Origin of the sequence: Micromonospora sp. NPDC050784 (assembly GCF_044456765.1) — a bacterium.
Taxonomy (GTDB): domain Bacteria; phylum Actinomycetota; class Actinomycetes; order Mycobacteriales; family Micromonosporaceae; genus Micromonospora; species Micromonospora foliorum.
On record NZ_JBITGG010000006.1, the window covers coordinates 1 to 20,947 of the forward strand.

At 71.4% G+C, this 20,947-nt stretch carries 17 protein-coding genes and 1 pseudogene; 12 read left to right on the top strand and 6 right to left on the bottom strand.

The features are described 5' to 3' along the window. Nucleotides 1-753: 753 nt before the first annotated feature. Nucleotides 754-2,430 carry a beta-N-acetylhexosaminidase gene (locus tag ACIBD9_RS09865; protein ID WP_396716215.1) on the bottom strand — a complete coding sequence of 559 codons (1,677 nt, stop codon included), beginning with the start codon at nucleotides 2,428-2,430 and terminating at the stop codon, nucleotides 754-756. Nucleotides 2,431-2,747: 317 nt separating this feature from the next. On the opposite strand from ACIBD9_RS09865, the gene ppdK reads away from it, so the two are divergent. Then, nucleotides 2,748-5,483 carry a pyruvate, phosphate dikinase gene (gene ppdK / locus ACIBD9_RS09870; protein ID WP_396716217.1) on the top strand — a complete coding sequence of 912 codons (2,736 nt, stop codon included), beginning with the start codon at nucleotides 2,748-2,750 and terminating at the stop codon, nucleotides 5,481-5,483. A gap of 43 nt (nucleotides 5,484-5,526) precedes the next feature. Here the strand turns inward: ppdK and ACIBD9_RS09875 are convergent, their stop codons facing one another. Next, entirely contained in the window at nucleotides 5,527-6,027 is a 501-nt protein-coding gene (locus tag ACIBD9_RS09875) for a roadblock/LC7 domain-containing protein (protein ID WP_396716219.1), read from the bottom strand. A gap of 253 nt (nucleotides 6,028-6,280) precedes the next feature. On the opposite strand from ACIBD9_RS09875, the gene ACIBD9_RS09880 reads away from it, so the two are divergent. Genes ACIBD9_RS09880 through ACIBD9_RS09890 form a run of 3 tightly spaced genes read left to right on the top strand, consistent with a single transcriptional unit; the run spans nucleotide 6,281 to nucleotide 8,747 of the window. Continuing rightward, the gene (locus ACIBD9_RS09880; RefSeq protein WP_396716221.1) at nucleotides 6,281-6,628 is read left to right on the top strand and encodes a VOC family protein; all 348 of its coding nucleotides are present in this window, start codon (nucleotides 6,281-6,283) and stop codon (nucleotides 6,626-6,628) included. Beyond that, nucleotides 6,618-7,883, top strand: coding sequence for a deoxyguanosinetriphosphate triphosphohydrolase (locus ACIBD9_RS09885; RefSeq protein ID WP_396716223.1), 1,266 nt, complete (start codon nucleotides 6,618-6,620; stop codon nucleotides 7,881-7,883). Before ACIBD9_RS09880 ends, ACIBD9_RS09885 begins: the two co-directional genes overlap by 11 nt. Nucleotides 7,884-7,898: 15 nt before the next feature. Then, on the top strand, nucleotides 7,899-8,747 hold the full coding sequence (locus tag ACIBD9_RS09890) for a siderophore-interacting protein (RefSeq protein WP_396716225.1): 849 nt from the start codon (nucleotides 7,899-7,901) through the stop codon (nucleotides 8,745-8,747). A 7-nt stretch (nucleotides 8,748-8,754) separates the two neighbouring features. Here the strand turns inward: ACIBD9_RS09890 and ACIBD9_RS09895 are convergent, their stop codons facing one another. After that, nucleotides 8,755-9,960 carry a low temperature requirement protein A gene (locus ACIBD9_RS09895; RefSeq protein ID WP_396716227.1) on the bottom strand — a complete coding sequence of 402 codons (1,206 nt, stop codon included), beginning with the start codon at nucleotides 9,958-9,960 and terminating at the stop codon, nucleotides 8,755-8,757. Nucleotides 9,961-10,073: 113 nt separating this feature from the next. On the opposite strand from ACIBD9_RS09895, the pseudogene dnaG reads away from it, so the two are divergent. Then, nucleotides 10,074-11,976: pseudogene (gene dnaG, locus ACIBD9_RS09900) on the top strand (DNA primase). Then, a complete protein-coding gene (locus ACIBD9_RS09905) occupies nucleotides 11,977-12,513 on the top strand; it encodes a hypothetical protein (RefSeq protein ID WP_396716229.1) in 537 nt (178 codons plus the stop codon). A 9-nt stretch (nucleotides 12,514-12,522) separates the two neighbouring features. Here the strand turns inward: ACIBD9_RS09905 and ACIBD9_RS09910 are convergent, their stop codons facing one another. Together ACIBD9_RS09910 and ACIBD9_RS09915 are read right to left on the bottom strand one after the other, a co-directional pair. Next, nucleotides 12,523-13,530: a TAXI family TRAP transporter solute-binding subunit gene (locus ACIBD9_RS09910; RefSeq protein WP_396716231.1), complete on the bottom strand. Its 1,008-nt coding sequence runs from the start codon at nucleotides 13,528-13,530 to the stop codon at nucleotides 12,523-12,525. Next, on the bottom strand, nucleotides 13,527-15,572 hold the full coding sequence (locus ACIBD9_RS09915; protein WP_396716233.1) for a TRAP transporter permease: 2,046 nt from the start codon (nucleotides 15,570-15,572) through the stop codon (nucleotides 13,527-13,529). Before ACIBD9_RS09915 ends, ACIBD9_RS09910 begins: the two co-directional genes overlap by 4 nt. A gap of 378 nt (nucleotides 15,573-15,950) precedes the next feature. Here ACIBD9_RS09915 and ACIBD9_RS09920 point away from each other — a divergent pair, with 378 nt between their 5' ends. Beyond that, nucleotides 15,951-16,883, top strand: a complete 933-nt coding sequence (locus ACIBD9_RS09920; protein ID WP_091408968.1) for an ABC transporter ATP-binding protein — start codon at nucleotides 15,951-15,953, stop codon at nucleotides 16,881-16,883. A gap of 100 nt (nucleotides 16,884-16,983) precedes the next feature. Next, nucleotides 16,984-17,523 (top strand): hypothetical protein, encoded by a 540-nt coding sequence (locus ACIBD9_RS09925; RefSeq protein WP_396716235.1) that lies wholly within the window; start codon nucleotides 16,984-16,986, stop codon nucleotides 17,521-17,523. A 22-nt stretch (nucleotides 17,524-17,545) separates the two neighbouring features. Here ACIBD9_RS09925 and ACIBD9_RS09930 read toward each other — a convergent pair whose 3' ends face one another. After that, nucleotides 17,546-17,782 (bottom strand): flavin reductase, encoded by a 237-nt coding sequence (locus tag ACIBD9_RS09930; RefSeq protein ID WP_396716237.1) that lies wholly within the window; start codon nucleotides 17,780-17,782, stop codon nucleotides 17,546-17,548. A gap of 253 nt (nucleotides 17,783-18,035) precedes the next feature. On the opposite strand from ACIBD9_RS09930, the gene ACIBD9_RS09935 reads away from it, so the two are divergent. The 4 genes from ACIBD9_RS09935 to ACIBD9_RS09950 all read left to right on the top strand — a co-directional run bounded on the left by ACIBD9_RS09935 (nucleotide 18,036) and on the right by ACIBD9_RS09950 (nucleotide 20,916). Continuing rightward, the gene (locus tag ACIBD9_RS09935) at nucleotides 18,036-18,839 is read left to right on the top strand and encodes a Scr1 family TA system antitoxin-like transcriptional regulator (RefSeq protein ID WP_396716239.1); all 804 of its coding nucleotides are present in this window, start codon (nucleotides 18,036-18,038) and stop codon (nucleotides 18,837-18,839) included. Beyond that, a complete protein-coding gene (locus ACIBD9_RS09940; RefSeq protein ID WP_396716242.1) occupies nucleotides 18,830-19,021 on the top strand; it encodes a DUF397 domain-containing protein in 192 nt (63 codons plus the stop codon). Before ACIBD9_RS09935 ends, ACIBD9_RS09940 begins: the two co-directional genes overlap by 10 nt. A gap of 247 nt (nucleotides 19,022-19,268) precedes the next feature. Then, nucleotides 19,269-20,057, top strand: a complete 789-nt coding sequence (locus ACIBD9_RS09945) for an ABC transporter permease (protein ID WP_396716244.1) — start codon at nucleotides 19,269-19,271, stop codon at nucleotides 20,055-20,057. Nucleotides 20,058-20,106: 49 nt separating this feature from the next. Next, nucleotides 20,107-20,916 carry an ABC transporter permease gene (locus ACIBD9_RS09950; protein ID WP_387172055.1) on the top strand — a complete coding sequence of 270 codons (810 nt, stop codon included), beginning with the start codon at nucleotides 20,107-20,109 and terminating at the stop codon, nucleotides 20,914-20,916. Nucleotides 20,917-20,947 lie beyond the last annotated feature (31 nt).

Here is a 20,947-nt window from a genome sequence, read left to right on the forward strand (position 1 = left end):
CGCCGCCGGTGAAGGCGAGGCCCGCGGCGGTCAGGGCGGTCTTACGGATCAGATCGGTACGCATGATGGCGTGCTCCTCTGCATCGGGGGTGCCCACACCACACACCTGGGGGTGTGGTCGTGCGGGAAAGTTCGAGGGGATGTTCTTGCCCGGCGACCCGCAATGGGGGTCGGCGTCGGGACAGGGTGTAACGGTCCGCGGTGGCGGGTCATTCCGCCTACCCGCCGGCCGGCTGTGCTGCTGGGCCGTGCGGGGTTGGCCGTTGTGGTGCTCGGCCGTGCGGGGGATGTAACCGGGGCGACCTGCCGGATGTTCCCTGGCGGCTGCCGCGCCCCACGACCCGAGAGTCGCGGTGGCATGCCAGGTATAACGACCCCGGCCGGCCCCCGATTCCGCCGCCGGGGTGGCCCCGACCACCCGACACCCGGGGTCAAACCCGACAACCCGCCCACCCCGCCCAGCCGGAAAACCGGACAGGCCGGCCACGACGGCGTGATCGACTCGGGTTCACGGAAAACGCGGTGTCCGGGTGCCGGGGATACCCCGACATCATGAAAGCCGAGTGGATCATGCTCGACCGCGCCCCGCAAGATCGTGCTCGATCCAGGAAGCAGGCCCCTCCCGACGCTGCGAGGCCACTACATCCAGGATCTAGCACGATCATGGGGCGCGACCGCCCACTCAAGGGACAAGCGAGGACAGCCGGCGTGAATGGTCGGCTGAGCGCCGGGTGGGCCGGTCCGAGTCGGGGGTCAGGGGGTGGCGGTGTCGGGTTGGGGCACGTTGCGCTGTGTCGGAATGGTTGGCGTGGTCGGCCAGGGGATCTCGGGCGCGCGGTGGAAGGTGATCCCGGCTGTCGTCCAGCGCGGGCCCTGGCCGGCCAGGCGGTCGCGGAAGGCGGCCCAGTCGTGGCTTGCCCGGGGTGACCAGCCCAACTCGGCGATGGCCGGGAGGCGGGGCAGGAGCAGGAGCTCGATGTCGGCCAGCGAGGTGACCGATTCGGTCCAGAGCGGGGCCTCCACACCGAGCACGGCCTCGGCGGGTACGCCGGCGACGTGCGTACCCGGATCCCAGTCGTAGGCCTTTCGTACGTCGATGAGGCCGGCCCAGTCGTGCCCGATCGGGGTGTCCGGGGCGTACTTCATGTCCAGGTAGGCGTGGTTTCCGGGGGAGAGGATCAGCCGGGCGCCGCGGCGTACGGCGTCGACGGTGGTGGGGTCGTCTTCGCCGTTCGTGCCCCACCACTGCAGGACTCGCCCGTCGAGGTGGGCGGCGGGTGCGAGCTGGTGCCAGCCGACGACGGTCTTGCCGAGGTCGGCCACGATGCGCTGGACCCGCTCGACGAAACCGGTGTAGACCTCGCCCTTCACCTTGAACGCCTCGTCGCCGCCGATGTGCAGCCAGGGGCCGGGGGTGAGCGCGGCGACCTCGCCCAGCACGTCTGCGACGAAGTCGTACGTCCGCTCGTCGGCCGGGTCGACGTAGCTGAAGCCGACCTCGGTGCCGGTGTACGGCGGTGGTGCGATCTTGTCGGGTGCCAGCTCCGGGTACGCGACCAACGCCGAGTTCGTGTGCCCCGGGAGGTCGATCTCCGGTACGACGGTGATGTGGCGGTCGGCGGCGTAGGAGACGATCCGCGCGTAGTCGGCCTTCGTGTAGTGCCCGCCGGGGCCGCCGCCGACCTCGGTCGTGCCGCCGACGGCGGTCAGCTTCGGCCAGGAGTCGACGGTGATCCGCCAACCCTGGTCGTCGGTGAGGTGCAGGTGCAGGTGCAGGTGGTTGAGCTTGTAGCGGGCCAGGTGGTCGATCACCCGCAGCACGTCCTCGACGGCGAAGAAGTGCCGCGCGACGTCGAGCATCGCGCCCCGGTAGGGGAAGCGGGGTGCGTCGGTGATGGTGCCGCCGGGCAGCGCCCAGCGTTCGGTGACCGGGGTGGGGTTCTCGATCGACGCTGGTAGTAGCTGGCGCAGCGTCTGTACGCCGTAGAAGAGGCCGGCGGCGGTGGTGGCGGTGACGCGTACCCCGTCGGTGGTGGTGTCGAGCCGGTAGCCCTCCGCTCCGAGGTCGGCGCCGTCGTCCAGCACCAGCGCGATGCCAGCCGCGGGTTCCGGCGTGGTGGCGTCGGTCACCGGCAGCGGGTAGCCGGTGGCCGGACGCAGGAGCTGGGCGAGCTGCTCGGCGACCGCCAGCGCGGCGGGGTCGGCGCTGGCCACGATGACCGCTTCGGCCGGGAGGACCCAGTCGGCGGCCGGGTCCGGCTGGACCTGCCGCGGGGCGGGGACGACGTCGGCCAGCCGGTGCGGGGCCGCCGGGGCGAGCAGCGAGCCCGCGGTCTGCTCGGCCGCGCGCGCCAGCGTGGCCGCGTCCGGTTCCCCCGCCGGCAGCGGCGCGGGGACGGCGGTGGGGCCGGGGGAGGGGATGGTCGACACGGCGGCGACTCCGGGGGGTGTATTCGCGTCGGTTATGGCAAAAGTGAGGTTCACCGGCTGGCGTGGCGTCAAGCGTACGACGCTCGGCCGGGATGCGTGATGGTGCGCATGGAAGCGTTCCCAAAAACCGGTACGAACACGGATAGTCGTGATGGCTGTGCCAATTGTCACCGAACGGTCCCAGGTCACTCGATGTTCGCTTAACCTTCGCCCACCGATCGGCGTTGACCCCGGGATTACCGGCGGTCCGTCCCGGGGAAGAAGAAAACTGAACCTTCGTTAAGTGTCAATCCGGCGCGTGTGTTGTGGAGGCTCTGGTGGCAGCGCAAGAGACCGTCGATCACAAGTACGTCTACGACTTCTCCGAAGGCAACAAGGACCTCAAGGAACTGCTCGGCGGCAAGGGGGCAAATCTCGCCGAGATGACCAACCTGGGCCTGCCCGTCCCACCCGGCTTCACCATCACCACCGAGGCCTGCCAGGCGTACCTCGCGACGGGACGGGAGCCGGATGGGCTCGCCGGGCAGATCGAGTCGCACCTGGAAGCGCTGGAGCGCGCGATGGGCAAGCGTCTCGGGGACCCGCAGGACCCACTGCTGGTGTCCGTCCGCTCCGGTGCCAAGTTCTCCATGCCCGGCATGATGGAGACCGTCCTCAACGTCGGCCTCAACGACCAGAGCGTGGAAGGACTAGCACGACAGGCGGGAGGCTCGGCTGGCCAGGCCGCCTCCGGCGGCGCAGACAGGTTCGCCTGGGACTCCTACCGGCGACTCATCCAGATGTTCGGCAAGACCGTCTGCGACGTGCCGGGTGAGGAGTTCGAGCACGCGCTCGACGAGGCCAAGCACGCCAAGGGCACCCACAACGACCTGGATCTGGACGCCGACGACCTGCGCGGGCTTGTCGACGCGTACAAGAAGATCTTCTTGAAGCACACCGGCCGGGAGTTCCCGCAGCAGCCGCGCGAACAGCTCGACCTGGCCATCCGCGCGGTCTTCGAGTCGTGGAACGCCGAGCGCGCGGTGCTCTACCGCCGCCAGGAGCGGATCCCGGCCGACCTCGGCACCGCGGTCAACGTGGTGACCATGGTCTTCGGCAACCTCGGGCCCGACTCCGGCACCGGCGTCGCGTTCACCCGCGACCCGGGCAGCGGCGCGCAGGGCATCTACGGCGACTACCTGGCCAACGCCCAGGGTGAGGACGTGGTCGCCGGCATCCGCAACACCGTGCCGTTGCAGGAGTTGGAGCAGCTCGACAAGTCCTCCTACGACGAGCTGCTCGGCATCATGGCCCGGCTGGAGGAGCACTACAAGGACCTGTGCGACATCGAGTTCACCATCGAGCGCGGCAAGCTGTGGATGTTGCAGACCCGGGTCGGCAAGCGCACCGCCGCCGCCGCGTTCGTCATCGCCGGGCAACTCGTCGACGAGGGTCTGATCGACCTGGACGAGGCGCTGCACCGGGTCAACGGCGCGCAACTGGCCCAGCTGATGTTCCCGCGTTTCCAGCTCGACCACGAGTTCCAGCCGGTCGCCAAGGGCATCGGTGCCTCGCCCGGCGCGGCGTCCGGCACTGTGGTCTTCACCTCCGCCCGGGCCGTCGAGCTGGCCGCCGAGGGGAAGTCGGTCATCCTGGTGCGCCGGGAGACCAACCCGGACGACCTGAACGGCATGATCGCCGCGCAGGGCATCCTCACCTCGCGCGGCGGCAAGACCAGCCACGCCGCGGTGGTGGCCCGGGGCATGGGCAAGACCTGCGTCTCCGGAGCCGACGAGATCGAGGTGAACGTGCCGGCGAAGCGGTTCACCGTGGCCGGGCGGACCGTCAACGAGGGCGACGTCGTGTCCATCGACGGCACCACCGGCAAGGTCTACCTCGGCGAGGTACCGGTCATGCCATCGGAGGTCGTGCAGTACTTCGAGGGCAGCCTCGACCCCGAGCACATCGACAACGCGCTGGTCCGGGCCGTACACCGGATCATGACGCACGCCGACGGGAAGCGGCGGCTCGCGGTCCGCACGAACGCCGACACCGGCGCGGACGCGGCCCGGGCCCGGCGCTTCGGCGCCGAGGGCATCGGGCTGTGCCGCACCGAGCACATGTTCCTCGGCGATCGGCGGGAGCTGGTCGAGCGGCTGATCCTGGCCCGGGCCCCGGGTGAGCGGGAGGCGGCGCTGGCGGCGCTGCTGCCGTTGCAACGGGCCGACTTCGAGGAGATCTTCCGGGAGATGGACGGCCTGCCGGTCACCGTCCGACTCATCGACCCACCGTTGCACGAGTTCCTGCCGCCGTTGGAGCAGCTCGCCGTCAACGTGGCGGTCGCCCAGGAACGCGGCGAGGACGTGGCCAAGGAGGAGGCGCTGCTCGCCGCCGTCCGGCGGATGCACGAGGAGAACCCGATGCTCGGGCTGCGCGGCGTACGCCTCGGCCTGGTCATCCCCGGCCTGTTCGCGATGCAGGTCCGGGCCATCGCCGAGGCGGCGGTCAGTTGCGCCCGTAACGGCGGCGTGGCCAAGCCGGAGATCATGGTGCCGCTGGTCGGGGCGGTGCAGGAGCTGGAGACGGTTCGCGCCGAGGCCGAGAAGATCATTGCCGAGGTGGTCGGGGACAGCGGCGTCGAGGTGCTGATCGGCACCATGATCGAGGTGCCCCGGGCGGCGCTGACCGCCGGGCAGATCGCCGAGGCAGCCGAGTTCTTCTCCTTCGGCACCAACGACCTGACCCAGATGGGCTGGGGCTTCTCCCGCGACGACGTCGAGGGAGCGTTCTTCTGGCGCTACCTGGAGCTGGGCATCTTCGGCATCTCGCCGTTCGAGTCGATCGACCGTGACGGCGTCGGCCGGCTGGTGCGGATCGCCGCCGAGGAGGGCCGGGCCGCCCGCCCCGGGCTGAAGCTCGGCATCTGCGGTGAGCACGGCGGCGACCCGGACTCGGTGCACTTCTTCCACGAGGTCGGCTTGGACTACGTGTCCTGCTCGCCGTTCCGGGTGCCGGTGGCCCGGCTGGAGGCCGGTCGGGCGGTCGTGGAGAGCGGCGGGTCGGACAGCCGCTGACGCACGTCGGCGGCGGCCTGGTCACCCGGGTCGCCGCCGGCGCTCAGATCGGCGGGCGACGCCAGGTGGGTCGGGACGAGCGGCGCAACTGCGCCGGCAGCGTTGCCATCGGGGTACGCGTGGCAAGCGGGGCGTGCGCGTCCGGCACCGAGGTAGCGCCGATGCCTCCGCCGCGAACGTCCAGGAACGAGCCCGCCCGACGGGCCACCGCCCGCGCCTCCTCGTGCAGCGCCTCCAGGTCCCCGGCCGTCGACACGGTGACGAGGGTCAGCAGGGCGCTGCGCCCGGCCGGGTAGGTCACCACGCAGCCGGCGGTGGTGGACACCACTGACTCCCGGAACTCACCCCGCCGGACGGTGTCGGCCACCCGGTGACCGAGCCCGAAACTCGCGGCGGCGAGCGCGGCGAGATGGGTGGCGTCGGTGCTCGGAAGGTCGCTGGAGATGAGCAGGCCGTCGGTGCCCGCCAGTACCGTCCCGGCGATGTCGGGTCGCCGCTGGCGCAGCCCGCGTAGCTCCGTTCCCATCACCGTGTCTGCGTCCACGAGCGTTACCCCTCACCGGTTGGCTCTGCGTATCGGTCGGCTGGTCACGTTCCGCGCTGGGAACGCTACCGCTGGCCACTTCCGGCCGCGAGCCCGTAACCCTCGGCGATCGGTCGGCAACTGCGAGCCAATCGGTGGTTGTGTGCCCTTCGTCGATGCGTCGTGAGCGGGTCGAGCAACGGGGGCGGGCGTAATCTTGGCTCGCTCGCACACGGCCGATTGGGCGCCGCGTCGAACGGGAAGAGGTGACTGCATGACCAGTGTCTGGGAGAGCCTGACTGTGGACGCCCGCGATCCGGCCCGACTGGCCCGTTGGTGGGCCGAGGCGCTCGGCTATCAGGTCGTCACCGAGACTCCGAGCGGCGTGGAGATCCGCCAGTCCCCGGACCAGTTGCCCGCCCTGTTCTTCGGCCCGGTGCCCGAGGGCAAGGAGCGCAAGAACCGACTGCACCTCGACCTGCGCCCCGCCAACCAGGAGGCCGAGGTCGAGCGCCTGGTCGACATGGGCGCCCGGCACGTCGACATCGGTCAGGGCGACGTCGAGTGGACGGTGCTGAGTGATCCGGAAGGCAACGAGTTCTGCGTCCTGCGTGAAAAGTAAGCCGGGGGCGGCGGACGCGCGGTTGGTCGAGGAGCCGCCCAAGGACACCGGGCACCGCCGGTCGCCGTACGAGCGCGACCGGGCCCGGGTGCTGCACTCGGCGGCGTTTCGCCGGCTGGCCACCAAGACCCAGGTGCACACCGCCGGCACGGACGACTTCCTGCGTACGCGGCTGACCCACTCGCTGGAGGTCGCGCAGATCGCTCGGGAGATGGGTGCTCGGCTGGGCTGCGACCCGGATGTGGTGGACGTCGCGGGGCTCGCGCACGACCTCGGGCACCCGCCGTTCGGGCACAACGGCGAGGCTGCGCTGGACCTGCTCGCCACGCCGTGCGGTGGCTTCGAGGGCAACGCGCAGACCCTGCGGGTGTTGACCCGCCTGGAGGCGAAGGTGCTCGCTCCGGACGGCTCGTCCGCCGGGCTGAACCTGACCCGGGCGTCGCTGGACGCGATCGGCAAGTACCCGTGGCCGCGCCGGCCGGGGGAGCGCAAGTTCGGGGTGTACGCCGACGACCTGGCCGTCTTCGACTGGATCCGGGCCGGCGCGCCCGGCGACCGGCGCTGCCTGGAGGCCCAGGTGATGGACTGGGCGGACGACGTCGCGTACTCGGTGCACGACGTGGAGGACGGCATCCACGGCGGCTACGTCACGTTGCGCCCGCTGCTCACCGACGCCGACGAGCGCGCCGCGCTCTGCGCCGACGTGGCCGCCGCCTACTCCGGCGAGTCCGCGGCGGACCTGACCGAGGTGCTCGTCGACCTGTTGGCCGGTCCGCTGCTCGCCCCGTTCGCCGGGTACGACGGCAGCCATCGCGCGCAGGTCGCGCTGAAGGCCACCACCAGCGGGGTGACCGGGCTGTTCGTGTCCGCGGCGGTGGCGGCCACGGAGGAGCGCTTCGGGCCGGGCCCGCACCGCCGCTACGCCGCCGACCTGGTGGTGCCTCGCCTGGTCCGGGCGCAGTGCGCCCTACTCAAGGGCATCGCGCTGCGTTACGTGATGCGTCGCAGTGGCTTCCGGGGCCGATACGAGCGGCAGCGGACGATGCTGGCGGAGCTGGTCGCCGCGCTGGTCCGGCGTGCCCCGGAGGGGCTCGACCCGATCTTCGGCCCGCTGTGGCGGGCCGCCCCGGACGACACGGCCAGACTGCGCGTCGTGATCGACCAGGTCGCCTCGCTCACCGACCCGGCGGCGGTGACCTGGCACACCCGGCTGGTTGGCGGAGGCACACCGCCGACCGGCCACGAGCCAGCTTAGGCTAACCTAACTGACATGACGGAACGCCCCAGGAACGTCACCTCGGCCCGGGTGCTGCGCACCGAGCGGCCCACCCCGCACCTGATCCGGCTCGTCCTCGGTGGGGACGAACTGGTTGGCCTGCCGGTGGGCGAGTTCACCGACCACTACATCAAGGTGGTGTTCCCGCAGCCGGGTGTCGCGTACCCGCAGCCGTTGGACCTCGCCGCGATCCGCCGCGACCTGCCCCGGGAGCAGTGGCCCCGGCTGCGCGCGTACACGGTGCGGCGCTGGGACCCGCTGGCCGGAGAGTTGACCGTCGACGTGGTGCACCACGGCGACGAGGGGTTGGCCGGCCCGTGGGCCGCCGCGCTGCGCCCCGGTGACCCGGTGCACTTCGTCGGCCCCGGCGGGGCGTACGCCCCGAACCCGGACGCGGACTGGCACCTGCTGGTCGGTGACGAGAGCGCCCTACCGGCGATCGCCGCCGCGTGCGAGCGCCTACCGCTGGGCGCCCCGGCCCACGTCTTCGTGGAGATCGCCGACCCGGCCGAGGAGCAGAAGCTGCTCAGCCCCGGGGCGGTCGAGGTGACCTGGCTGCATCGCGGCGACCGCCCGGTGGGCGAGGCGCTGGTCGAGGCGGTGCGGGCGTTGGAGTTCCCGGCCGGCAAGGTGCACGCGTTCGTGCACGGCGAGGCCGCGTTCGTCCGGGACCTGCGCCGGCTGCTGCGCGGCGAGCGGGGCATACCGCTCGGGCAGCTCTCCATCTCCGGCTACTGGCGGCGTGGCATGGACGACGAGGGTTGGCGCTCCACCAAGGCCGACTGGAACCAGCAGGTGGCGGCCGAGGAGACAGGCAACCCGGCGCCTGCCGCGGCGGCCTGAGCGCCGCTCACCCCTCGGGCGTCCGGTTCGACTCGCCGGCCCTGGCGAGTCGACGGCTGAGCAGCACGGCGTATCCGACGATCGCCACGGCGAGCAGGGACAGCATCAGCCTCGGCTCGTGCACCGTCCCGGTGATCACGCTGACCGAAACCACCCCGTAGACGGCGATCGCCAGCCGGGCGAGACTCGGTCGGGTCCACAGCCAGTACAGGGCCAGGCCGCACACCGTCCAGATCACCATCGAGGCGGCCAGCAGCAGCCGCAGCTCCAACGGCAGTCGCGGCGCGTCGGCGTCGACCAACCGGACCACCTGCCCGAGCGCCCAACCGAGCAGCAACAGTGCACCGCCGAGCGGAATGTGCAGGTAGCTGTACGCCTGCCCGCCCCGCAGATGACTCTGGGTCAGTCGGGTGGTGACGAAGGTGGTGTAGACCCACCAGACGGCCGCCGGGATCAGGAAGGCCAACCCGGCGGTGAGGATCATGTGGGGCGGTGGGTGGTCGGGCACCGCGAAGAGCAGGCTGGCCAGGGCGCTACCCAGCACGATGATCGTGAATTGCCCGATCCGTTCCGGCAGGTGCCGGTTGTCCACCGGCCAGCGGTTGAGCCAGCGCGCACCGACCCAGGGCGTGGCCAGTTCGATGACCATCGCGACCACCCACAGCACCGGGCGCTGCCGGGTGGGCACGGTCAGCGAAACCAGCCAGATCAGCCAGCCCGTCCCGAAGCCGATCAGGTAGATCGTCGTCACCAGGCGGGCCATCGAGCTGGTCGGCCGGGCGCGCAGGTACAGCAGGAGCAGCACCCCCCGCACGATCAGGTACCCGACCGGCAGAAGCACGCTCTCCGGCACCTCGTCGACGCCGAGCGTCATCGCCCCCGCGCCGACCAGCGCGAAGAGCACCAGCACCCGGTGCAGCGCGTCGTCCGGGTCGAACCGGGTGTCGTAGAAGACCTGACCCACCCAGGCCCACTGGATCACCACGAACAGCCCGATCACGGCCACCACGGAGTGTGGGGACGGGGTCGGGTCGACGCCCAGCCGGGCCACCACCGCCGCCAGCGCGTACACGAAGATGAGGTCGAGGAAGAGCTCCAACCAGGTGGCGTGGCGGTGTCCGGCCTCGTCCGCTGGCGGGGCCTGTCCGCTCAGCCCGATCCGACCGGCCAGCCATCTGGGCAGGCGGGGGAGGCCGGTCCGTACCCTGCGCATCTGGTCATGGTCCCCGCGCGGACCCGGCCTGCGGGCCGGAACCGCCCAGCCCGCAGCGGCCGCCGCCACACCGGCGTCCCCCGGCCGGCGTGTCGTCGGTCCGGCAGGGCAGGATGTACGGCGAGGGGGTGGCGCATGGCTGGGCGGATCCGGGACGAGGACATCGCACTGGTCCGGGAACGCACCTCGATCGGGGATGTGATCTCCGAGACGGTCACCCTGAAGTCCGCCGGCGGCGGCAACCTCAAGGGTCTGTGCCCGTTCCACGACGAGAAGAGCCCGTCGTTCAACGTGTCCCCGGCCCGCAACGTCTGGTACTGCTTCGGCTGCGGGGCCGGCGGGGACGCGATCAAGTTCCTGATGGACGCCGACCACCTCAGCTTCGTGGAGTCCGTCGAGCGGCTGGCCGGCCGCGCCGGCATCCAACTGCGCTACATCGAGGACGACAAGGGCACACCGCGCCCCCGCCCGCAGCAGGGTCAGCGGCAGCGCCTGGTCGCCGCGCACGCCGCAGCCGTCGAGTTCTACCGCGCGCAGCTCAGCACCGCCGGCGCCCGGCCGGCACGGGAGTTCCTGGCCCGCCGGGGCTTCGACCGGGCCGCCGCCGAGCGCTACGGCTGTGGTTTCGCGCCCGAGGGCTGGGACCTGCTCACCAAGCACCTGCGCCAGCAGGGCTTCACCCACCAGGAGCTGGTCACCGCCGGGCTGTCCCGGGAGTCCCGCTCCGGCACCCTGATCGACAGGTTCCGCCGTCGGCTGCTCTGGCCCATCCGCGACCTCGCCGGCGACGTGATCGGCTTCGGCGCGCGCAAGCTCTTCGACGACGACGACGGCCCGAAGTACCTGAACACCCCCGAGACGCCGATCTACAAGAAGTCGCACGTGCTCTACGGCATCGACCAGGCCAAACGGGAGATCGCCAAGCAGGGTCGGGCGGTGATCGTCGAGGGTTACACCGACGTGATGGCCTGCCACCTCGCCGGGGTCACCACGGCGGTGGCGACCTGCGGCACCGCCTTCGCCGCGGACCACATCTCGGTCCTGCGTCGGCTCCTGTTCGACAGCGACGAGGTGGCCGGCGAGATCATCTTCACCTTCGACGGCGACGCCGCCGGGCAGAAGGCCGCGCTGCGCGCCTTCGAGGACGACCAGCGCTTCGTCGGGCGCACGTTCATCGCGGTCAGCCCGGACAACATGGACCCGTGCGACCTGCGGCTGGCCAAGGGTGACCTGGCGGTGCGTGACCTGGTCGCCCGCCGCGAGCCGCTCGTCGACTTCGCGCTGCGACACGTGATCAGCCGCTTCGACCTGGACACCGTCGACGGCCGGGTCGAGGCGATGCGGCACGCCGCGCCGCTGGTCGCGCGACTCAAGGACCGGGAAAAGCGCCCCGAGTACGTCCGCAAGCTCGCCATGGACCTCGGCATGGAGATCGAGCCAGTGCAGCGGGCGGTGCTCGCCGCCGGCAACACCGCCCCAACCGGCGCCCGCGACGCCGCCCCCGCCGCCCGGCCGACCTCGGCCCGCCCCGAGCCGGCGGTGGACAGCCCGCAGTCGATGGTCGAACGGGAGGCGCTCAAACTCGCCCTCCAGCAACCCGTCCTGGCCGGGCCGATGTTCGACGCGGTCGAGGCCACCGAATACCGGCACCCGGTGCACGTCGCGGTGCGCACGGCCATCGCGGCGGCCGGTGGGGCCGCGTCGGCGACCGGCGGCGCGGTCTGGATCGAGTCGGTCCGCGACGCGTGCGACGACCTGGCGGCCGCGGCGCTGGTCGGTGAGCTGGCCGTCGAACCACTGCGGATCGACGGCGAACCGGACCCACGCTACGTGGGGATCACCATGGCCCGGGTGCAGTTCGGGTCGGTGACCGCCCGGGTCCGGGACCTCAAGTCACGCATCCAGCGGATCAACCCGGTCAACAACAAGGACGAGTACTTCGCCGCCTTCGGTGAGCTGCTGTCCCTGGAGCAGCACGCCCGGGCGCTGCGCGAGCAGGCCGCGGGAGGCCTCTAGATGGGACTGTTCAGCCGTAAGCCGAAGCTGCCGCCGGCCGACCGGCCGCCGCTGACCGCTGACGAGCGGGTGTTGGCCTGGGCCGCCGCCGGCAACGGCGAGGGCGACGGGGTGGTGGTCGCCACCAACCTGGGGTTGTGGCTGCCCGGTCGAGGGCACCGGCTCGGCTGGCACACCATCCTCAAGGCGGTCTGGTCCGGCCGGGAGCTAACCGTCACCCCCGCCGAGCAGCTCGTCGAGCGGGACGGCTACACGGTGGTCGCCGACGGTCCAGCCGAGACGTACCTGCTGCTCGACCCGGGCGAGTTGCCGCACCAGGTGCGGGCCCGGGTGACCCGCTCGGTCGCGTACACCGAGCACCAGCCGGTGCCCGGCGGCGCGGCGCGGGTCGCGGCCCGGCGCGTGGCCGGGGTCGACGGTCTGACCTGGACGGTCCGACTCGACCCCGGCACTCCGGCGGACGACGAGGCCCTGCTCGCCGAGACCGACCGGCTGGTCGGCGTGGCCCGCGCCGCCACCGCGCCGGCCGACGTCTGACTGGCCGGGTCAGTTCGCGCCGAGGTCCTTCAGCGCCTTCTCGGCGCCGCGGTGCAGCGGCACCGGGTCGGTCTTGCGGGCGGTCTCCAGCGAGATGCCCCGGGCCGCGGGGTTCGCCTGGGCCAGCGTGTCCCGCTTGTCGAAGACCGTCCGGGTGATCGCGCAGGCGACGTTGGCGTCCAGGTTTTTGCGGACCAACAACACGTTGGGTACGACGATGGTCGGGGTGTCGGTCGCCGTCCGGTACGCGTCCCGGCCGATCGTCCCGGCCTGGTAGGCGGGGCTCAACGCGGTCATCTTCGGCAGCAACGGCGAGATGTCGACGAACTTCACCGAGTCGCCGGCCGTGGTGAACAGGTCGGTGAGGCCCCCGGTGGGCAGGCCACCGGACCAGAAGAAGCCGTCGACGCTGCCGTCCTTGATCCCCTCGACCGTCTTGGTCAGGTCCAGTCGCTGCGCCCGGATGTCCTTGGCCGGGTCGAGACCGGCGGCCTCCAACAGCCGGTTGGCGATCACCTCGGTGCCGGACTTCGGTGAGCCGGTGGAGATCCGCTTGCCCCGCATGTCGGCCACCGAGGTGATCCCGGAGTCGTTGCGGACCACCACCTGCGTGTAGTTGTCGTAGATGCGGGCCAGCGCCTCCACCGGCTGCGGCGCGGTGAAGCTGCCCTTGCCCTGCACCGCGTTGACCGCCGTGTCGAAGAGCGAGAACGCCACGTCGTACTGGCCACCGACCAGTTGCTCGACGTTCTGCACCGAGGCGCCGGTCTCGGCGGCGGTGCCGGTGAGCTTGCCGCCGGTCGTCCCGGACAACTGCCCGGCCAGGGCGTTGCCGACCACGTAGTAGACGCCTGTCGCGTTGCCGGTGGCGATGCCGACGCGGGTCTCCTTGGTCACCTCGCAGGTGACCTCGCTGGCCGTGTCGTCAGTGGCCGCGCCGCCCTGCTGACCTCCACAACCCGTGACGAGGGCGAGCACGCTCAGGCCCGCCGCGAGCCGTACGTCGATTCGTCTCACAGTTGTTCCTCCACAGGGTTGGCTGGTGATCCGGACGATGACCGGCCGGCGCGTCGGATGAACACACCCGCCGCCGCGACGGCGGCCAGCGCCGCGCCGACCGTGACCGGCACGGGTTCGAGCCAGAGCAGGGTGACGCCGGCGAGGGCGCCCAGCACCCGTTCCGGGGCGCCGGCCGGGCCCACGCCGGGCAGCCAGCCACCGGCGGCGACGGCGAGCACCGCCACGCTGAGCGCGGTGACCACGGCGGCGAAGGCGATCCGCTGGATGCCACCGATGCCGAGCAGGCCGAGGCCGGCCGGCGTGATGACGAACGCGATAGGGATCAGGTACGCCGGCAGCGCGTACCGCAGGGTCTGCCACATGGTCGGCACCAACCGGCCGCCGGTGACCGCGGCGGCGGCCACCGCGGCGAGCGCGGTCGGTGGGGACACCTCGGACAGCACCGCGAAGTAGAAGACGAACATCGCCGCCGCCGGTGCGGTGACGCCCAGGTCGAGCAGGGCCGGACCGACGATCACCCAACCGATCACGAACGACGCGGTGACCGGCACGGCCAGGCCCAGCAGGGTGAGCGCGACGGCGGCGAGCAGCGCGGTGAGCACCAGCACCAGCGTCGGGTCCGAGGTGGCCGCCTGCGCCCCGCCGATCAGCAGCGCCGCCGCCTGCGGCCCGAGGCCGGTCTTCGTGGTGGTCGCCGTGATGATGCCGGCGGCGGCGCAGACCGCGGTGACGGCGAGGACTCCGCGTACGCCGGTGACGAGCGCGGTCACCAGCCTGGCCGGGGTGAGCCGGTGGGTACGGTCCAGGAACGACAGCGCGACCGTGAGCAGAATGGCGAAGACGACAGCCCTCGTCGCGGACACGCCGACCGCCAGGAACACGATGATGGCGATCAGCGAGGCGAAGTGGTAGCCGAACCGGGCCAGCAGCCGCCAGGGCGAGCCGACGTCGATCACCACCGGGCGTACCCCGGAGCGGCGGGCGTCGATCTCCACGGCGAGCAGGATGCCGAGGTAGTAGAGCACCGTTGGCACGGTTGCCCAGCCCAACACCTGGAGGTACGAGACGCCCAGGTACTCGGCGATGATGAACGCCGCCGCACCCAGGGTGGGCGGGGAGAGGATCGCGCCCACCCCGGCCGCGGCCAACATGCCGCCGGCCCGCTCCGGCGGGTAGCCGGCGCGACGCAGCAGCGGCCAGGTGACCGCGCCGATGCTCACCGTCGTCGCCGCGCCGGAACCGGAGACGGTGCCGAGCAGGAAGCCCGAGGCCACCGCCGTCCGCCCGGCGGCGGTACGCGAGCGCCGGAACGCCGCGGCCGACAGCTCGACGAAGAACCGACCGGCCCCGGACAGCTCCAGCACCGCGCCGTAGATGGTGAACAGCACGATGTACGAGGCGGCCACGTCGAGTGGCGTGCCGTAGAAGCCGCTGTCGGAGTTGTAGAACGCGTCGACAAGTTGACTGAAGTCGAGCCCGGCGTGCGCGACCGGCCAGGACTGCGGCAGCAACCCGCCGTAGTAGCCGTAGCCGAGGAACAGCAGGCAGACCGCGGGCAGGATCCAACCGGTGGTGCGTCGGCAGGCTTCGAGCAGCAGGAGCAGCAGGACGGTGCCCAGCACCAGATCCGTCGGTGCCAGCAGGCCCTGCCGGTCGAGGAACGCGTTGTAGCCGCCGCCACCGCTGCCGATCCGGATCGGCAGGACGGGATAGAGACAGGCCGCGACCGCCAGGACGACCAGAACCCAGTCGGTCACGGTGGGCCGCGCCGAGGCCGGTCGTCGCCGGGCGCGTAGGCGGGTCGGCAGCCGCAGGTCGGCCGGGTAGGCGAGGAAGACCAACGGGAGTACGCCGGCCAGGAAGATGATCAGGTAATACTTGCTGCCCTGCGACAGCGGGCGGAACACCTGCCACAGGGCGAGAGCGCCGACCGCCAGCGCCGCCGCGGTGAGGAGCAGCCCCGCCGGCCCGGAGAGCACCCGTCCCGGCTTCTCGTCCTCGAACTGGGCGGCCAGGTCCCGGGTCGCCCGCTCGGCCACGCTCGGCTCGCTCGGGTCGGGCTCGCTCGGGTGGGCCTTGCTTGGGTCGGGCTCGGTCGCGAGGGTGGTGGGGTTGGGCGGGTGGGTGCCGTCGCGTTCACCGGGCTCCGTCGGCTCGGCTTCCGGTCGTGGTCGGGGTGGCCCGCCGCCGGGGCTCGCTGCGGGCCCATCAACGGGAGAGTTGGCTGGTCGGGCAGGTAACGGCGAACCATCGGGCGAGCTGATGGGCGACACAAAAGGACGATACACGTCGATTGGCTGACGGGTGGGGCATCGATCGGCGTTTCGCCGCCGGTGGTACGGACACCGGGGTGACCGGCTGGTCGTCGGCGGATATTTGCGTGGAGGGCTGTCGGACCGGGCGGTTAGGGTCGGGCGGTGACTTCGGGGCGACCACTTATTCAGGCTCGCGGGCTGGTGAAGCGGTTCGGCGATTTCACCGCCGTGGACGGCATCGACGTCGAGGTGCGCCCGGGTGAGGCGTTCGGATTCCTCGGGCCCAACGGCGCGGGCAAGTCGTCCACCATGCGGATGGTCGGCTGCATCTCCCCACCCAGCGGAGGTGAGCTGCGCATCCTCGACATGGATCCGGTGGCTGACGGGCCGGCGATCCGGGCGCGCCTCGGGGTGTGCCCCCAGCTGGACAATCTCGATCCGGAGCTGACCGTCCGGGAAAACCTGACCGTCTACGCCCGCTACTTCGGCATCTCCCGGCGGGCGGCCCGGGAGCGCGCCGCCGAGCTGCTCGACTTCGTCCAGTTGACCGAGCGGGCCGACAGCAAGGTCGAGCCGCTGTCCGGTGGCATGAAGCGTCGGCTGACCATCGCCCGCGCGCTTGTCAACGATCCGGAGATCGTGCTGCTCGACGAGCCGACCACCGGGCTCGACCCGCAGGCCCGGCACCTGGTGTGGGAGCGGCTGTTCCGGCTCAAGCAGCAGGGCGTCACGCTGGTGCTCACCACGCACTACATGGACGAAGCCGAGCAGCTCTGCGACCGCCTGGTGGTGATGGACGGCGGCCGGATCGTCGCGGAGGGCTCACCCCGGGCGTTGATCGAGCAGCACTCGACCCGTGAGGTGGTCGAGCTGCGCTTCGCCGCCGAGTCGCAGGAGCCGTTCGCCGGCAAGCTCGACGGGCTGGGGGAGCGGGTCGAGGTGTTGCCCGACCGGGTCCTGCTCTACGTGCCGGACGGCGACGCGGCGGTCGCCGAGGTCACCGCGTTGGGGCTCCAGCCGGCGAACGTGCTGGTCCGGCGCAGCGGCCTGGAGGACGTCTTCCTGCACCTGACCGGCCGCACCCTGGTCGACTGACCGCCCCCGATCACCGCTCGACTGTCTTTGATCTTGGGCGTAACATCGCCGAGCCGAATCAGTGAACTCACCGAGTCGGCTTCCGACCACGGGGGGTTTCATGTCCGATCTGGTGACCGCCAACCGACGTCAGGCCGGGCTCACCGCCCTCTACCTGGGCATCTTCGCGATGGTCTGGTTCAGTGTGCCGGCGGCGGAGCAACCGCTGCGTGCCCTGCTCGTGGTGGGCAGCCTCGTCGCACTGCTCACCGCCGTGCTGGGTGGCGTGCTGTTCGCCCGACTGCGGGGTGCCGGCAGCCGTCGGGACCGGGCCGCCGACCGCCCGTACGTGCTCATCGTCGTGGCCGAGTTCGCGGCCGCCGGGCTGGGTGCGGCCGTGCTGGTCGCCGCCGGCTGGTCCGAGTACGTTCCGGTGCTGGTCTGCCTGGTGGTCGGTCTGCACTTCTTCCCGCTCGCCCCGCTCCTGCGGGATCCGCTGCTTCGCCCGCTCGGTGTCGCGCTGTGCCTGGTGGCGGCGCTGGGGCTCGTCACCGGTCTCGCCTCGGGGGTCTCCGCCGGTCTGGTGGTCGGCGTCGGCGCGGGATTGGTGCTGCTCGGTTACGCCGTGCAGGCGCTGGTCCGCGGTTACCGACCGGCCTGACCTGCTGCCAACGAATCGCCGTTCAACGGGCGCGGGCCCAGGTGATGAATCGGTCGGTCAGACGGTCCTGACCGGCCTGGCCGGCGAGGTCCCCAGTCGCCTCGTACAGCAACGTGGCGAGGTAGATGAGCAGGCCGATCCGGTTCTCGCGGTACTCGCCGAGCAACGCCAGTCGGGCCGGCGAGCAGGGCCACGCCGCGCCGCAGGTCCGGCAGCGCCAGGACGGGCGGGCCGCCACGTGTGGGCGGTACCGGGGCATCAGTGCCCGCCACCGTCACGAGCCGACCAGGTGAGCCGCACGAGGGAACCTCCATCGGGTGGGTGGGGAGCGCCCCGGATCGGGGGGTCACGGGGCGCTCCCGGCCTGGTTCCGCCCGCCGTCTGATCCTGTGAGCGGTTCCGCTGCGTGACAGTCTGGTGAGCATCCGACTACGGTGGGAGGTTCCGCACGCCGACGACCAGCGCGTACGGCGGTCGGCCCGGCGCGGTACGGGAATGTACGGAGGTTGTCCGTGGAGAGTTCGTCCATGCTGGAGCACTTCGCCGAGGAGCTGCGGCTGGCCCGGGCCACCAGCGGGATGTCGCAGACCGCGCTGGCCGAGGCGTTGAGCTATTCCGGGGCGCTGGTCGCCAAGGTGGAGACATCCGAGCGCCGGCCGAGTCTGGACTTCGCGCGCCGGTGTGACGCCGTGTTCGGGGCCGACGGCCGGTTCGAACGCATCCAGCGGCGGATCAGCCGGGAGGCCGTGGTGCCGTGGTTCCGCGACTGGGCCGGCGTCGAGCAGGAGACCACCGCGCTGCGGTGGTTCGAGCCGCTCTACGTGCCGGGCCTGGTGCAGACCGAGGGGTACGCCCGCGCCATCCTGGCCGGTGCCGGGCTCTTCGCGGCGGACGAGGTCGAGCAGCAGGTGACCGCCCGGCTCGATCGGCAGGACGTGCTCACCCGGGACCGGCCGCCGCTGCTCAGCGTGGTCGTCGACGAGTACGCGTTGCGCCGCCACATCGGCGGGCCGGAGGTGATGCGCGAGCAGTTGCGTCACCTGGTGAAGCTCGGCTCGGCCCTGCCGCGGGTCCGAATCCAGGTCGTGCCGCTGTCCGCCGGTGCGTACGCTGGGCTCGATGGTCCCTTCGTGATCGCCACCACCGCCACCGGTGAGGACGTCGTCTACCTGGACGGGCAGCGCCACGGGCAGGTGATCGACCGCGCCGAGTACGTCCGGCAGATGGTCGAGGTGTGGGAGTCGATCCGGGGTGAGGCACTATCGCAGCAGCAGTCCCTCGACCTGATCACGGAAGTGGCGGAGACATGGAGCTGACCGGCGCCCGCTGGCGCAAGAGCACCCGCAGCAACGGCAGCGGTGGTGCCTGTGTCGAGGTCGCCGCCAACCTGCCCGGGCTGGTGGCCGTCCGCGACTCCAAGGACCCGGTCGGTCCGGTGTTGGTCTTCCCGCCCGACGCGTGGCGCGCGTTCGTCGGGTCCGACACCGTTGGCCGGTAGCTAGCGGCCACGTCACCTAGATCCACTCGGCTTTCAGGAAGTCGCGGCATCGCGGTGGCGTTGACACCGCGACTTTCAGGAAGCCGAGTCGATCAAGGTTGACGCCGCGACTGGGCGACGCCGTGACCGGGCGACGCGGGGAAACCCGGGCGACACGTCGGCCGGGTCGTCGTAGGGTGACCGGCGGTCTGTCGTACCCCGGGGGTAGACAGGTCGTGGTGGCCGACGCGGCGGGCGGGGTGGTCGGGTGAGTGTGACGAGGTCGGCGCGGTTCCCATGGGTGCCGGCGTACGCGGTGTTCGAGCACTACCTGGTGGGTCTGCGGCGCACCTGGCGGGCCGGGGTGTTCTCCTCGTTCCTGCTGCCGGTGCTCACCGTGCTCGGCTTCGGGCTGGGCGTCGGCGCCTACATCGACCAAGGCGTCGGCGGGGTGCGTTACCTCGACTGGCTGGTCCCCGGGCTGATCGCCTCGACCGCGCTCCAGGTGACAGTCGGAGACTCGACCTGGCCGGTGTTCAGCAACTTCCAGTGGGTCAAGACCTACTTCGCGCAGGGCGCGTCGCCGCTGCGGGTGGGTGACATCGTGGCCGGGCACCTGGCCTTCGTGCTGTTCCGGGTGCTCACCACGATTGCGGCGTTCCTGCTGGTCACCGGGCTTTTCGGGGCGTTGCGGTCGCCGTGGGCGGTGGCCACCCTGCCGGTGGTGGCGTTGCTCGGGCTGGCCGTCGCCGCGCCGACCTTCGCGTACGCCGCGTCGGTGTCGAGCGACAGTTGGCTCGCGATGCTGTTCCGGTTCGCGGTCATCCCGATGACGCTCTTCGCCGGGGTGTTCTTCCCGGTCGAGTCGTTACCCGAGGCGCTGCGCTGGCTGGCGTACGCGACGCCGTTGTGGCACGCCGTGGACCTGTGCCGCGCGGCCACGCTCGGCGTCGCCCCACAGTGGTCGATCGCCGGGCACCTGCTCTACCTGGCCGCCTGGGCGGTCGCCGGCTGGTTGCTGGCGGTGCGCGCGTTCCGGCGCAAGCTCGTCGTCTGACGAACCTGAACAGCAACTCGTCGTCTGAAGAGCAAGCAGAGAGGGTGTCGTGGTCACGCTGATCCTGCCCCGACTGGTCGACGTCTCCGCCGCGTCCCGGCGTTCGGCGTCGGTGGTCGAGCGCAACGTCGCGGCGCTGAAGTCGGTCTACTGGCTGCTGCTGCTCTCCGGTTTCGTGGAGCCGCTGCTCTACCTGCTGTCCATCGGGGTGGGTGTCGGCGCGCTGGTCGGTGACCTGCCGCTGCCCGACGGGCGGCTGGTCTCGTACGCCGAGTTCGTGGCCCCGGCGATGCTGGCCTCCTCGGCGATGACCGGGGCGCTCGCGGAGACCACATTCAACTTCTTCGGCAAGATGAAGTACATGAAGCTGTACGACGGGATGATCGCCACCCCGGTACGGCCGTTCGAGATCGCCCTGGGCGAGTTGGGTTGGGCCATGCTGCGGGGCAGCGCCTACTCGGCGGCGTTTCTCGGGGTGATGGTCGCGCTGGACTTGACCAGCGTCACCCGCGCGTTGACCGCCCTTCCGGCCGCGGTGCTGGTCGGGTTCGCCTTCGGGGCGCTCGGCATGGCGATCTCCACCTTCATGCGCAGCTGGCAGGACTTCGACCTGATGGGCTCCGCACAGTTCACGCTCTTTCTCTTCTCGGGCACCTTCGTGCCGGCGCAGGCCTATCCGACAGTGCTGCACTGGCTCGTGGAGGTCACCCCGCTGTACCGGTCGGTGCACCTGATCCGTGGCGTCGCGCTGGGCGGCGGTGGCTGGCTCTGGCTGCTCGACGTGCTCTACCTGCTGGCGATGGTGGCGGTCGGCCTGCTGGTGGCTTCCCGCCGAATGGCGAGGTTGCTCTACAAGTAGGGGTTACCCGCGCCCGTCGACGGGGCATGTC

What these genes read in the sequence shown, in the direction of transcription:
- ACIBD9_RS09880 (WP_396716221.1), top strand. Translation starts at nt 6,281, where the DNA reads ATGACCAGTGTCTGGGAGAGCCTGACTGTGGACGCCCGCGATCCGGCC.
- ACIBD9_RS09890 (WP_396716225.1), top strand. Translation starts at nt 7,899, where the DNA reads ATGACGGAACGCCCCAGGAACGTCACCTCGGCCCGGGTGCTGCGCACC.
- ACIBD9_RS09895 (WP_396716227.1), bottom strand. Translation starts at nt 9,960, where the DNA reads ATGCGCAGGGTACGGACCGGCCTCCCCCGCCTGCCCAGATGGCTGGCC.
- ACIBD9_RS09905 (WP_396716229.1), top strand. Translation starts at nt 11,977, where the DNA reads ATGGGACTGTTCAGCCGTAAGCCGAAGCTGCCGCCGGCCGACCGGCCG.
- ACIBD9_RS09925 (WP_396716235.1), top strand. Translation starts at nt 16,984, where the DNA reads ATGTCCGATCTGGTGACCGCCAACCGACGTCAGGCCGGGCTCACCGCC.
- ACIBD9_RS09930 (WP_396716237.1), bottom strand. Translation starts at nt 17,782, where the DNA reads ATGCCCCGGTACCGCCCACACGTGGCGGCCCGCCCGTCCTGGCGCTGC.
- ACIBD9_RS09940 (WP_396716242.1), top strand. Translation starts at nt 18,830, where the DNA reads ATGGAGCTGACCGGCGCCCGCTGGCGCAAGAGCACCCGCAGCAACGGC.